The organism is Aurantibacillus circumpalustris (assembly GCF_029625215.1).
Taxonomy (GTDB): Bacteria; Bacteroidota; Bacteroidia; order B-17B0; family Aurantibacillaceae; genus Aurantibacillus; species Aurantibacillus circumpalustris.
Map to the genome: position 1 here is coordinate 2,315,406 of NZ_CP121197.1, position 14,013 is coordinate 2,329,418.

The 14,013-nt window shown below is 37.2% G+C and carries 8 protein-coding genes and 3 tRNA genes; 3 read left to right on the forward strand and 8 right to left on the reverse strand.

From position 1 onward, the window contains the following. Positions 1 to 43 precede the first annotated feature (43 nt). Positions 44 to 967 (reverse strand): PfkB family carbohydrate kinase, encoded by a 924-nt coding sequence (locus P2086_RS09675; protein WP_317896537.1) that lies wholly within the window; start codon positions 965 to 967, stop codon positions 44 to 46. A 124-nt stretch (positions 968 to 1,091) separates the two neighbouring features. Here P2086_RS09675 and P2086_RS09680 point away from each other — a divergent pair. Then, a tRNA-Asn gene (locus tag P2086_RS09680) sits at positions 1,092 to 1,165 on the forward strand. A 363-nt stretch (positions 1,166 to 1,528) separates the two neighbouring features. On the opposite strand, the gene P2086_RS09685 is transcribed toward P2086_RS09680, so the two are convergent. The 4 genes from P2086_RS09685 to mutS all read right to left on the reverse strand — a co-directional run bounded on the left by P2086_RS09685 (position 1,529) and on the right by mutS (position 7,259). Then, positions 1,529 to 1,612 (reverse strand) — tRNA-Leu (locus P2086_RS09685). Between the two features lie 53 nt (positions 1,613 to 1,665). Next, positions 1,666 to 1,738, reverse strand: a tRNA-Gly gene (locus P2086_RS09690). A gap of 286 nt (positions 1,739 to 2,024) precedes the next feature. Beyond that, entirely contained in the window at positions 2,025 to 4,502 is a 2,478-nt protein-coding gene (locus tag P2086_RS09695; protein WP_317896538.1) for a T9SS type A sorting domain-containing protein, read from the reverse strand. A gap of 120 nt (positions 4,503 to 4,622) precedes the next feature. Next, positions 4,623 to 7,259, reverse strand: a complete 2,637-nt coding sequence (mutS, locus tag P2086_RS09700; protein WP_317896539.1) for a DNA mismatch repair protein MutS — start codon at positions 7,257 to 7,259, stop codon at positions 4,623 to 4,625. Positions 7,260 to 7,428: 169 nt separating this feature from the next. On the opposite strand from mutS, the gene P2086_RS09705 reads away from it, so the two are divergent. Then, positions 7,429 to 7,881, forward strand: a complete 453-nt coding sequence (locus P2086_RS09705) for a hypothetical protein (RefSeq protein WP_317896540.1) — start codon at positions 7,429 to 7,431, stop codon at positions 7,879 to 7,881. A 165-nt stretch (positions 7,882 to 8,046) separates the two neighbouring features. Here the strand turns inward: P2086_RS09705 and P2086_RS09710 are convergent, their stop codons facing one another. Beyond that, a complete protein-coding gene (locus P2086_RS09710) occupies positions 8,047 to 9,312 on the reverse strand; it encodes an aminotransferase class I/II-fold pyridoxal phosphate-dependent enzyme (protein ID WP_317896541.1) in 1,266 nt (421 codons plus the stop codon). Between the two features lie 125 nt (positions 9,313 to 9,437). Between P2086_RS09710 and P2086_RS09715 the strand changes: the two genes are divergently transcribed. Next, entirely contained in the window at positions 9,438 to 11,429 is a 1,992-nt protein-coding gene (locus tag P2086_RS09715) for a DUF8696 domain-containing protein (protein WP_317896542.1), read from the forward strand. 7 nt (positions 11,430 to 11,436) lie between these two features. On the opposite strand, the gene P2086_RS09720 is transcribed toward P2086_RS09715, so the two are convergent. Together P2086_RS09720 and P2086_RS09725 are read right to left on the reverse strand one after the other, a co-directional pair. Next, entirely contained in the window at positions 11,437 to 12,693 is a 1,257-nt protein-coding gene (locus P2086_RS09720) for a putative hexosyltransferase (protein WP_317896543.1), read from the reverse strand. 11 nt (positions 12,694 to 12,704) lie between these two features. After that, positions 12,705 to 13,916, reverse strand: a complete 1,212-nt coding sequence (locus P2086_RS09725) for a TCR/Tet family MFS transporter (RefSeq protein WP_317896544.1) — start codon at positions 13,914 to 13,916, stop codon at positions 12,705 to 12,707. Positions 13,917 to 14,013: the final 97 nt, after the last annotated feature.

The following is a 14,013-nucleotide window of genomic DNA, read 5'->3' on the forward strand; positions in this document are numbered from 1 at the left end:
TAACGTGAAGATACTAAAAATAGTGTGTTGTAAAAGCGTGAAATTAATATAGCGCGATATCGAATTGAACCAGGTCTACAAACTCCTGAACGCGTTCTTCTACATCCTTTTGTGAAAGACCAATAAGGCGCTCGGTACCAAATTTCTCTACTGTAAAACTTGCTAAGGCGCTTCCGAAAATGATGGCGTTTTTCATGTTTTCAAAACTAATGTCTTTTGTTTTGGCTAAATAGCCAATAAAGCCACCAGCAAAGCTATCGCCTGCACCAGTTGGATCGTAAACTTCTTCAAGTGGTAAAGCAGGAGCAAAGAATACTTCATCAGCATGAAATAATAAAGCACCGTGTTCACCTTTTTTAATAACAAGGGTTTTAGGACCCATTTTTAATATTTTTTGAGCAGCTTTTACTAAAGAATATTCACCTGAAAGTTGACGAGCCTCTGCATCATTGATAGTTAATACATCAATGACGGCAATTACTTTCATTAATTCGTCCATAGCAATGTCCATCCAAAAATTCATAGTGTCTAACACAATTAATTTTGGACGTTTGGTCATTTGATTGATAACACTCATTTGCACAGCTGGAGCGAGGTTACCTAACATTAAGAACTCAACTTCTTTTGCTGCAGGAGGAACTATCGGTTTAAAATCGGCTAATACATTTAATTCAGTAATAAGAGTATCGCGGGAGTTGAGGTCGTTGTGATATTTACCGCTCCAAAAAAAAGATTTTTCGCCTTTTTTTATTTCGAGTCCGTCAAGATTAACACCTTCTTTTTTAAGAGTATTTAAAAAACTTTCAGGAAAATCGTCTCCAATAACCGACACCAAATGAATATTCTTTGTAAAATAAGAAGAAGCAAGGGCAATGTAAGAGGCGGCTCCGCCAACAATTTTATCTGTTTTTCCGAATGGTGTTTCAATAGCATCAAACGCTACTGTACCTACAACTAATAGACTCATTTATTTTTTTTTAAAATTTTCGTAAAGATATTGTTTATTTCATAAAAGTGACGTAAATTTGCCACCCTAATCAGGAAAAGTACTTTGAGAAAAGAGATTTTGAGAGATTAGTAACCAGATAAATTCCTTCTTAGCTCAGCTGGTTAGAGCACATGACTGTTAATCATGGGGTCCCTGGTTCGAGCCCAGGAGAGGGAGCGATGAAGCAGGGCAAAGCTTGCTTCACCAAGATCGAAAGCCACACAATTTTTGTGTGGCTTTTTTGTTTTAATTAAAAATGCACCAAGGTTAATATACTTCACAGCTTAAAATCAAATAAATTTTATACCGGTGAAACACCAGATATAACGTTGAGTTTAGCTTTTCATAATGATATAAATAAAAACACGAATTCAACTTAATACAATTCCGTTTTCTTTTCCCACAACTTTTGAACCTGATCCATCCTTTTGAACTCCATATGTAGAATAATTTCACACAGTTAATCCAAATAAAAAAGCCTCCTAATTTCTTAGAAGGCTTTTGCACTTTCTCGCCTAAAAGTCCACTGGACTTTTATCGTACCCGGGACGGGACTTGAACCCGTACATCCGTGAAGATACAGGATTTTAAGTCCTGCGTGTCTACCAATTCCACCACCCAGGCATTTCCCTCTCGGGAGGTGATTAAAAAAAAGAGCTTTTCAGCTCCTTCTTTTGAGCGAAAGACGGGTCTCGAACCCGCGACCTTAACCTTGGCAAGGTTACGCTCTACCAACTGAGCTACTTTCGCTTTTTCCGTCTCTTGTTTGCATGTGAGATGGTTGGTGTTCCTGATTTAAGGCTTCGTTTCTGATTTCTTTTGATCGGGATGCAAATGTACTGATATTTTTTGTTTGGCAAAACTTTTTTTGACAAAATTTGAATATTTTAATATCGGCCTTTGCCCGCTTAAACCCTTAGTATTCTCAAGACCAGCTTTTAATTAAGGGATAAATTACAACAAATTTGTAGAAAGAAAAAAATTAGAAAAATTATTATTAGCAGAACAAAAGTAATGTCGTCATCATGTTGAGCAATTATTTACTTACAACAATTTTCATAGTCACATTATTTCCTACAATAAAATAAATTCCGTCTGAAATGCCAGATACACTGTATTTAAAATCATTTTCGTTATTAAGCTGAATCTGTTTTATTACTTGCCCTAATTCATTAATGATGTTGAATTGAATATCATTTTCTGACTCTATTATAAAATCACCTTTACTTGGGTTTGGATATATTTTTAAGTGATTACCATTTAAGTCTAAACTCTCCAAACCTGCACATGTTTTAACTTGCATTTGTTCGATAAGACTTGTTTCGCAACCGAATGAATTTGTACCGGTGACTGTATAGATAACTGTTATGGCAATAGTTGGAGTAACGGTAATCGAGGAGCCGACTATTGTATTAGTTGTACTTGTCCAAGTGTATGAATTAGCGCCACCAGCAGTTAAGGTGTTTGTTTCCTTAACACAAATAATAGCTTTCTTAATGCTAGCAGTTAGAGTTGGAACGGGATTAACAATAACCTCTATTGAACCTGATACGGGGCAATTTAAAAAACCGGAAGTGCCAGTTGCATTCACCGAATAAACAGTATTTACCAAAGGTGAAACCGTAATTCCTGGAAAAGGTAAACCCACTGGTTGTGCCCAGTTATAGTTGTTTGCACCGCTGGCCGTAAGACTCGCTTGACTACCAGCGCAAATTGTTGCATTTCCTGAAATGGTTAATGTTGGTATAAAAACAGTAACACTAATGGTTTTTGTTTCACTGCATCCGGATAAAGACGAAATACCTGTTACCGTGTAGTTTGTTAATTGTGTGGGGCTTATAATATATATGTTGGTAGCTGGGCCATTGGTCCAAGCATAGCTGTTCGCGCCGCTTGCAGTAAGAGTAGCTGATCCACCCACGCATACGGCTGAACCAGTTGCGAGCGCATTTACAGTTGGTTGAAAACCTACTATGATAATTTGTGTAGAACTGTCGAAACAACCAAAACTATTGTCACCGACTACAGTATAAGTAGTAGTGATTACAGGGGTCACACTTATACTTTGTGTGTTTAAATTCACCGGAGTCCAAGTATAATTCGTGCCGCCGCTCGCCAAAAGGTTAACTGTAGTGCCTACACAGATAGATCCTGAAGTTGATGTGGTAGTGACTGTTGGAGAAGGTTTTGCAATAAGACTTATGGTACTAGTACCTGCACATGTGCCGTCTGAAGCCGTTATAGTATAAATTGTCGTAACAGAAGGATTCACAACTATACTACTGCTGCTGCCGATAGAATTAATAGGTAACCAGGTATAGGTGTTTGCAGCAGCTGTAATCGATAATGTAGCAGTTTTATTGGTACAAATGGTTGTTGCGCTACTAACGAGAGAAACGGGTATTGGTCCAACGCTAATAGTTCTAACGGAAGTTACACTGCCGCATCCATTTGAACCCGTTACCGAATAGGTAGTTGTAACAGAAGGATAAAACGGAACACCATTCGTTACTCCGTTTGTCCAAGTATAATTTACTGCACCGCTTGCGCTTAGAGTAGCAGCCGCACCCAGACAAACACTTTGCGAAGAACCTGTTAAGGATAAAACCGGTGAAGAGCTGCTAACATTGACTGTTATGGTTGTGTAACCCGGACACCCATTCCCGTCTGTACCATTAAGAGTATATATCGTAGTAGCGGATGGTGACACATTAATGGTTCCGGCGTTTGAGCCTAAAAACGAACCTACAGGTTGCCAGGTATATGTTGCAAAGCCAGAGCCACTAATGGTAGAGGTTCCTCCCGTGCACATTGCACTTGCATTTGCCGAATAGCCTGGTACACTTCCAGCAACAGCCATAACACAAACGTAGGCGGTAGTACTGGTATTTTGTATGACTACGCGTTTAATGAATTTTGCCTGATTGGCGCACAAAATACTTAAATCTGTTCCAAACATCCGCGGGTTACCAGCTGATCCAACATAGGCGGGAACTCCGGTGGTACGTAGTACACGATCAAATCCGTTATAAACGGATGGATTTGCAGTAAACCAATCTGCAAGGCCAAGTCCTGTGAACACCTGCGTTGTATTATCCGTAAAGCGAACTGTCACATTAATGACTGCACTTCCTTGTGTTGCGAAACTCAATAGACTCACAATGGGAAAGGGTTGTGGGGTAACAAAAGTTAATGAATCTTTTAAGTTTGGTTGAATAAAAAGTACATTCGGTCCGGTGTAACTTTGCAGTTGATAGGTTCTGCTTCCATTTACTATTGTACCGTTGTTGGGTAAGCCTACACCAACAGGATTATATAAGGTTCCGTAATATTGGCTGTATAAGTTAAAATTGCTCCCGTCCATTGCCCCGCCGGTGGTGCCGATGGCAGTTGTGTTTTCTGCAACACCATCCAGTGTATAACCTGTTGCTGCAACTGGTATGAAGGTTTGTGCAATAAAATTAGTTGCTGTGATTAATAAGATTACAAATGAAAATAGAATATGCTTTTTCATGTTGGATTTTTTTTAAGAATTTACTATAAAGATAAATTAATTTGTGGTGATATTACCAGAATTAACTTTTCTAATTACTAAATCAGTTTTAAAATTGGTGAAAAACTAACAGAAGTTTAATTACCCACCCACCAACTTCTTAATCTCGCTTAACTTTAATAACGCCTCAACAGGAGTGAGCGTATTGATATCAATTTCTAGAACATCTTCTTTAATTTGCTGTAGTATGGGATCGTTCAATTGAAAAAAACTTAATTGCAATTCACTTTTATCTTTGGATGGGATTTTTGCGGTGCCATTAATTACTAAACTATCTGTTCCTTCCAATTCAAACTCATGCTCTTTTTCTAATTTTTTAAGAATCACATTTGCACGTTCAATAACATAATTCGGCATGCCGGCCATACGCGCTACGTGAATCCCAAAACTGTGTTCGCTGCCACCTTCTGCTAGCTTACGAAGAAAAATAATTTTGTTACCGCTTTCTTTTACCGACACGTTAAAGTTTTTAATTCGCGGAAAAAGATTGGTCATGTCATTAAGCTCGTGGTAGTGCGTTGCAAATAATGTTTTAGCTCGATTTACGGGCTGATTATGCATAAACTCAGCAATGCTCCAGGCAATAGAAATACCATCATAAGTAGAAGTACCGCGACCAATTTCATCTAATAAGACCAAACTGCGATCACTTAAATTATTTAAAATGCTTGCCGTTTCGTTCATCTCCACCATAAACGTTGATTCGCCGGAACTAATGTTGTCGGTAGCTCCAACACGCGTAAATATTTTATCAATGATGCTGAGGTTTGCTGCTTTCGCGGGAACATAGGATCCAATCTGAGCCAATAGAACAATTAAAGCGGTTTGACGGAGCAGGGCAGATTTACCACTCATGTTAGGTCCGGTAATCATCATAATCTGCGTGTTCTCGTTGTCCAAATAAACAGAGTTGCTCACATACTCTATTCCTACACCCAATTGTTTTTCAATTACAGGATGTCTGCCGTCGGTAATGTCAATCGCAAAACCTTCGTCAAACTGCGGACGGTTATACTGATTTTCATTAGCAAGAATCGCAAAACCACAAAACACATCCAAGCGCGCCAATAAATTTGCATTGAGTTGAATAGGAGGAATGTAATCGGCTAAATCGCGTACAAGATTCTCAAACAATTGATGTTCGATGGCTGTTATTTTTTCTTCAGCTCCAAGTATTTTTTCTTCGTATACTTTTAATTCTGGTGTAATGTAACGCTCGGCAGTGGTAAGTGTTTGTTTACGTATCCATTCTTGTGGCACTTTATCTTTATGAATGTGCGTTACTTCTAAATAATAACCAAAAACAGAATTGAAAGCTACTTTAAGCGAGGTAATTCCGGTTTTTTCTACTTCACGTTGTTGAATCTGTAATAAATAATCTTTACCGTTAAAAGCGATGTTACGCAATTCATCCAATTCCGCATTTACCCCTTTGGCAATGGCATTCCCTTTTAAAACACTTACCGGAGCCTCTTCATTTAACTCATTGTCTAGTCGTTCAAACATTATCTGACAAGGATTAAGTTGATCGGCAATTTTTTGTAAGGTGGGATTGGAAGAAGCTTTTATTTTTTCTTTTATTTCTGAAATAACTTGTAACGATTTTTTTAAATGTACCAGTTCTCTCGGATTCACTTTAAAGGCTGCCACTTTGGATATTAGGCGTTCTAAGTCTCCCACTTCCTTTAATGCAGAAATAAGTTCTTCGCGTTGATCTTGTTCTTTTACAAAATATTCAACTGCGTTTAATCGTTCGTTGATGGCAGTACTGTTTTTTAACGGAAGTGCTAACCAACGTTTTAATAAGCGTGATCCCATTGGACTAACAGTTTTATCAATCACATCAATCAAGCTTTTTCCGTTTTCGTGATTGCTGTTATAGAGTTCTAAATTGCGAATGGTAAATTTATCTAGCCAAACATAATTATCTTCTTCAATGCGACTAACACGGTTAATGTGTTTTAATTTATCGTGTTTGGTTTCGCTGAGGTAATGCAGAATGGCACCACAGGCTTTAATTGCGGTATGTTGATCTTCAATTCCAAAACCTTTTAAAGAAATGGTATCGAATTGTTTTGTAAGACTTTCGTAACCGTAATCGTAGGTGAAGGACCAATCATCCAGTCCGAATGAATAAAAACGATCACCAACTAATTCTGTAAGTTCGTTGCGTTTGCTTTTTTCAAACAACAATTCGTTGGGTTTAAAGTTCTGAAGCAGTTTTTCAATGTAATCTAATGAACCTTGAGTAACTAAAAATTCTCCTGTAGAAACGTCACAGAGTGCAAGCCCTGCCTCCTTATTTTCAAAATGTATAGAAGCAAGAAAATTATTTTGTTGGTGGTTAAGAATTTTATCATTGTAACTGACACCCGGTGTCACTAGCTCTGTAATACCTCGTTTCACAATCCCTTTCACCATTTTAGGATCTTCTAATTGATCGCAAATAGCTACGCGGTAGCCTGCGCGAACTAACTTTGGTAGGTAAGAATCAATGGAATGGTGCGGAAAACCAGCTAACTCAATGTGGGATGCTGATCCGTTAGCGCGTTTTGTTAAAGTAATGCCCAATATTTTAGATGCCTTGATAGCGTCTTCGCCAAATGTTTCGTAAAAATCACCCACACGAAATAATAAAATCGCATCAGGATATTTCGCCTTGATGGTGTTGTATTGTTTCATTAATGGGGTCTCTTTTACTTCCTTCGTCTTGCTCATAAATAGGATCACCAAGATACAGTATCTCGCAGGTTTTGTGAGCTTGACTTTTTAACAAGAGGAGAAAAATTGTTAATACTTTGCCTTATTGAATAAAGGTTGAAGTTAAAACGTTTTCTCAATAACACTTGTTCGTTCTAGAATCTGTAACTTACAGGCTCAATACACTATGAATTCATTTAAGGAGAAAATAACAGCACACTGTAAGTTTATTTTGGAAAGAAAAATCGAACTGGTTTCTTTTGAAATGGACGAGATAAGTGCCTCGATGGAAAATGAAACCAAAAGTTCTGCTGGTGATAAACATGAAACTGCGAGGGCTCGCATGCAATCAGAATATGAAAAACTTTCCTGGCAATTGGATGAGTTAAAAGGGCAGTTGGTGCTTCTGGAGAGAATTGACCCTAAAGAAGATTCTAAAATTATTTCTAACGGAAATTTAGTGCAAACAAATAAAGGTTTGTTTTTTATTGCGGTTCCGCTTGGTAAAGTTGAGTTGGATGAGAAAGTTATTTACGTTATTTCTCCGGTTTCTCCTTTGGGTAAAAAGTTAATGGGATTAAAAATTTCTGACGAAATAAAAGTGAATACCACTATTTATAGGATTGAGAAGATTTCTTAGTTTTTAACCACAGAGTAGTGCAGAGTTTCGCACAGAGGATCACTGAGAGTTAAATTTACTTTGTGTTACTCTGTGCATTACTTCCTTTACTCTGTGGTTTTTCTTTAAATAAAAAATCCCAATTCAATTAAGAATCAGGATTTGTGAAATTCGTGTAATTAGTGTTTAAAGAGCCTGCGAAAACCCTTCACGAATTTTATCTGCTTTGTATTCTCCACCATACAATTTATCTTTTATCTTACTAAAAGAATCTACTGTATACTTAACATCTTCAGCAGTATGCAGAGCTGTTGGAATTAGACGTAAAATAATCATGCCCTTAGGAATTACAGGATACACAACCATCGAACAGAAAATCCCGAAATTCTCGCGTAAATCAATTACCATGTTGGTTGCTTCTGGAATAGAGCCATTCATGTATACAGGAGTTACCATGGTATTGGTATCACCAATATTAAATCCTGCATCTACTAATCCTTTTTGAAGACTTTTTGCAATTACCCAAAGTTGAGTACGATATTCTGGGTGAGCATTCAATAATTCCAAACGTTTTAATGCGCCATAAACTAGTGGCATTGGTAACGATTTCGCGAAAATTTGCGAACGCATATTATAACGTAAGTAGGTAATGATTTCTTTTGTTGAACTAATAAATCCTCCTATTAAAGCGAAAGATTTGGCAAACGTTCCAAAATAAATATCAATTCCATCCTGGCAATTTTGTTCTTCACCAGTTCCACCACCTTTAGGACCCATAGTACCAATACCATGTGCATCATCTACAAATAAACGGAAAGAATATTTTTTCTTTAGAGCAACAATCTCTTTTAATTTACCTTGATCTCCGCGCATTCCAAAAACACCTTCTGTAATCACAAGGATAGCTCCTTTGTTACCATTCTCTTTAATAAGATTGTTAGCACGAACCATTTGTTTTTCAAAATCTTCAATATCATTATGTTTAAACACATAACGTTTTCCCATGTGTAAACGCACACCATCTAAAATACAGGCGTGACTTTCAGCATCGTAAACAATCACATCATGACGGTCAACGATAGCATCAATAGCAGAAACCATTGCTTGGTAACCGAAATTACAAAGAATGGTATCTTCTTTTTTTACTAATTCAGATAAACCTTTTTCTAAAGCCTCATGGTAATCAGAGTTTCCACTCATCATACGCGCTCCCATTGGAGCTGCTAAACCAAACTTTTCTGCTCCTTCAACGTCTGCTTTTCTAACGTCAGGGTGATTAGCTAATCCTAAATAATTATTTAAACTCCAATTCAGCAATTTTTTACCGCGAAATTCCATGTGAGGGTTAATGTCTCCGGTTAATTTTGGAAACGTGAAATACCCGTGAGATTCTTTTGCGTGTTCGCCAATAGGACCTAAATTCGCTTTAATTTTTTCGAAAATATCTTTCATTAATGGTTTTGTTTATAAAGGGCAAAGGTATGGAATTTTAGGGCAAATAAAAATATGATTTTCCTTGTTAAATAAGCCTTACGTAACTACATTTAATGTTACTGAACCCTATTAAAACTAATATCATGAGAACCCAATTAATTATTTTGTTTCTTTTAACAAATTTGTTTGTTGATGCGCAAACTGTGTGTAATCCCAATGGAAATTTAATGTTATACACCAACTACGATGGGGGGACATTAACTATTAATGTGGACCAAAATATCCCTAATTTAAAAATAGGTATTTGTAGTTACGAGGCCTGTTATATTAATCTTACGGGAACTTTTTTGGGGAATGTAACTGAAGTACGTTATGCTGGCTACAATGGGTCAAATAACACTTCCTGTGGAACTTCAATTCCAACAACAACAATTATAGGAGCATCTGGAACAGCCACAACAACTATTGTGTATGCGCCTGCTGCCACGGTTGTGAATTCGAATGGTTATGGTTCTATTATTTGTGGTTATTCCTGTAATAATAATGCAAATCAAGGTGGTTGCAATACGGTTGACCAAATAGAAGGTTATTTTTTAGGATTTTTTTCAGGAAGTACACTTTTTGCACACAAGGTACAGTATGGTTGCTGGACGGGCACTCATAGCGTTTCTCTTGGCGGGAATTGTTGTCCGCCTCCGCCAGTATACCCGGGTGTTGTAGCTGGCAGCCAAACAGTTTGTTCAGGTTCTATTCCAGCTGCATTAACCTCATTAAATTCAGCAACTGTAAGTGCAGGAACAATTACTTATCAATGGCAATCTTCAACAACGTCTTCTTCAAGTGGATTTTCCAATATTTCCGGTGCCAATGCTGCAACTTATGCGCCGGCAGCTCTTAGTCAGACAAGTTATTACCGCAGAGCTGCGAGTACAGTTACAAATAATGTTGTCTATTCCAATGTGCTTACGGTAAATGCAACACCATTACCTTCTGTTACAATTAGTGGAACTAGTTCTCTTTGTGCAGGTATGACTACAACACTATCTGCAAACGGTGGAACAAGTTATGCCTGGAGTAGTGGTGTTGCGAATGGTAATTCGGTTGTAATAACCCCTACAGTATCTACTGTTATAACTATAACGTGTTTCCCCGCTAGTGGTTGTAGTGTTACGGCAAGTCAGATTGTTATAGTAAGCCCCGCCCCGCCATTGTTTCTTAATTCTCCTAGCTCACCTTTTCTATGTGTTGGAGATACGAGTTACTTATCAGTGATTGGTGCAAATAACTGTGTATGGGAACCTGGTACCATTTCGGGTAATTCGTTTACATTTGTTGCTCAGAATTCCGTTGTTTATACAGTTACTGCTACGTACACCTCTGGTTGTATTCAAACAAAAACCGTGTACATTAACCCGAAGCCACTTCCTAATGTCGTAGTACCTTTTAATAATATTACTTCCTGTTCCGGACAACTTGTTCATTTGGTTGTTGGTCCTCAAAATCTTGTGGGAGTTAGCTGGTTACCTGCTGTTCCTTTAAGTGGAAACGTTTACCCTACAACGTCTACCGTATATACCGTTGTTGGTATTGATAATAATACATGTAAAGGTACCGCTACAGTCTCGATTACAGTTCTACCTTCGCCTACCATAACGTTAAGTTCTTCTGTAAATAAGATATGCAATGGCGAAACCTTATTAATAACAGTAGTGGGAGGCAATTCTTATACACTTGCAAATACCTCTCAAGCTTATTCCTCGGGAAGCATAACGGTGTCGCCAACAATTACAACAAATTACACCGTTACTGGTGATGGCAGTAACGGTTGTTTGAATTCTGCGGTAAAAACGATAACGGTGAGCACTTGCACTGGAATTCAAAATAATGAAGTAATCGGTAATGAGTCGCAGATTAAAGTGTACCCAAATCCTAATAATGGAGAGTTTTTAATTACGGGGCTAGCTTCGGAAACTATTGATATTATTGATAATTCAGGAAGAACCGTTAGCAAGCTAAACCTAAATGAAGGGAATAATTATAAAGTTTCGATTACGAATTTACCGGCAGGAATTTATTTCGTTCTATCGTCTGGTGAACTGGAAAGGTTTAAACAAAAAATTATTGTACTCAAATAAAATTTCTTTAGTGACTTAATTGTGTTTTTTTTGCCGTCGGTTGAAGGTTTATTTCGTAAAGGTGTAAAAATATCCCAATAATAGTTAAGAGATAAAGTCCTGAAATAAAACGCGGATCAAAAATTACAGTTCCATAATTAGGCAGTTTAAGGAATTGAAGTTCCGCTTCAAGGTTTAGAAAGTAAGCTACAGATGCAATTATTGATAATAGAGGCTTACTGCTAATTAGGCTGTATGTGATTAAAAAAACAAGGGCAGGGTGCGAGTAACGTTCGTGCATTTGTGTGTTGAAATAAAAGAACAAAAGCGGGATCAGCGCACTAATAAGTATGATTTTATCTAAGGCTAAGTCGTGCAAGCTTTTCTTTGCAAACCAAGTGTACACTGTTTTTAAGAGAGGCCAAAGTGCCGCCGTAGATGAAATAAGGAAAAAGACTAACCCCCAATTTTTGTAACTAAGTCCAAAAACAATAGTGGTATCAGACGTATTGAACAGATCGCCACTTAATAATAAATACCAGATGTTAAATGCGTACGCAGAAATCACAGCAAACTTATCAACGGAACCTGTAATAATACGCGGCAAGTTTTTCACACTCCCGTCTATAATAAAAGGTAGTAATATTAAAAACTGGAGCACTACAAGAACAATACTTCCTATAAATAGTTTTTTAACAGAAAAGTATGAAATCATGCGAGGTAGCAATAACAATCCTATTACTGGTACAAAAACAATAGCATGTAATTTGAAATTTAAAGCAAGTAAAAGAAAAACTAACGAAAGGATGCTTTGATGTTGAACCGCATAGTAAACACTAATAAAAACTAAACATGCTAAAATAATATCTACCTGTCCCCAAATTATTACATTATATAGCACTGCCACATTAATAAGGTAATAGAATGTGTTTACCAAGGTGGTGTCTGAGTTTTCGTTTTTAAATTTCGTAATTCTATAAACAAAGTACCCCGTAACAAAATGAAATACAAGTGTAAATAGTTTTAAATAACGAACATTGGCCCAAGTTTCATCTGGGCTGCCTTGCATTAAACTGTATATTTTTAAAATATAATGGTAGAGCGGAAAATAGTCTGTTCTGGAATAAAACACATGACCTAAGCCGTTATTGTAGATATATTTAGACCACTCAGACCAACAAAAATTATCCCAGGGGTGACCGCTTGTTGGCATTATTACAGCAAAACAAACAAATGCCAAGAAACTGAAAGTAATATATTTAAGTGTTGGGTTTAGACGTTGCATTTTTTCCTAATTTATAACTTTATTTTTTTGAGTACCGAGTAACTTATTATTAAGCTAAGTAAAGCTAAAATTCCGCCTATAAAAAAAGAAATGCCTGGAAAATAAAGAGATTCTGGATTTCTTGTGAAAAAGGTAAATGAACTGCTCATAATAATTGGACCAATAACAGCGGTTAAACTTATTAAACTGGTTAATCCACCTTGCAATTCCCCTTGTTCATTTGCTCCAACGCGAGAACTTAAAATGCTTTGGATGTTGGGCACTGCAATTCCTCCCAATGCATAAGGAATCATAAAGGCAAACATCATCCAACTTTTATTTGCCAAGGAAAAAAGAAAAAAACCAAGCACATAAAATCCTAAGCCAATAAAAACACTTTTTTTAACGCCTAGTCTTTTCGACGCAACGCCAATGAGTCCGCCCTGCACAATGGAGATAGCTACACCAACAAAAGCAAGTGAAAGACCAATCATTTTTTCATCCCAGGCAAATCTCTCGATGCAAAAAAAGGTCCAGATTGTTGGCATAGCTTGTCCTGCCACATTAATAATAAAAAGCACGATAATGAGATTAATCACCGCTTTATGTTTTGCCAATTGTATCAAGGACCCAAAAGGATTAGCACGTTTCCAGCTGAAAGCCCGACGATGATCTTTATCCAACGATTCTGGCAAAATAAAATAACCAAACAAAAAATTTAGTAAAGAGAATCCTGCAGCGGCAATAAAAGGTATGCGGGTTCCAAAACTACCAAACACGGAACCTAATAAAGGACCAATAATAAAACCAAGTCCGAATGCTGCGCCAATCATTCCAAAATTTTTAGCACGATTTTCATTTGAACTCACATCTGCAATGTAGGCTGAGGCGGTTGTGAAACTTGCTCCGCACACGCCTGCAATAATTCTTCCAATAAACAACCAAAAGATAGTAGGAGCGAAGGCTAAAAAAAGATAATCCAATCCTAAACCTAAAAGTGAAATCAATAAGATTGGTCTTCTTCCAAAGCGGTCACTTAAACCACCTAAAACAGGTGAAAACACAAAGGCCATAATAGCATAAGAGAAATTTAGCCAACCACCATAACTAGCGGCAATACTTATGCTCTCGCCGCTTAAACCTTGAATTAAAGCGGGTAAGGTAGGAATGATAATTCCAATTCCGATGCAATCAATCAGAATTGTAAGGAAGATAAACAGAATTGATTTTTTAGATTTTTCCACGGCGACAATGTTACAAAAATTTGGTACCCGTTTTAAAAAGGTTAAAAAGTATTTATGGAATTTTTAAAACTGCAGCATCACAATAGAAAGAACCTTA

Bases quoted from the DNA above. Each gene is read 5' to 3' on its own strand.
- P2086_RS09710 (WP_317896541.1), bottom strand. From the start codon at position 9,312: ATGAAAGATATTTTCGAAAAAATTAAAGCGAATTTAGGTCCTATTGGC.
- P2086_RS09715 (WP_317896542.1), top strand. From the start codon at position 9,438: ATGAGAACCCAATTAATTATTTTGTTTCTTTTAACAAATTTGTTTGTT.
- P2086_RS09705 (WP_317896540.1), top strand. From the start codon at position 7,429: ATGAATTCATTTAAGGAGAAAATAACAGCACACTGTAAGTTTATTTTG.
- mutS (WP_317896539.1), bottom strand. From the start codon at position 7,259: ATGAGCAAGACGAAGGAAGTAAAAGAGACCCCATTAATGAAACAATAC.
- P2086_RS09675 (WP_317896537.1), bottom strand. From the start codon at position 967: ATGAGTCTATTAGTTGTAGGTACAGTAGCGTTTGATGCTATTGAAACA.
- P2086_RS09720 (WP_317896543.1), bottom strand. From the start codon at position 12,693: ATGCAACGTCTAAACCCAACACTTAAATATATTACTTTCAGTTTCTTG.
- P2086_RS09695 (WP_317896538.1), bottom strand. From the start codon at position 4,502: ATGAAAAAGCATATTCTATTTTCATTTGTAATCTTATTAATCACAGCA.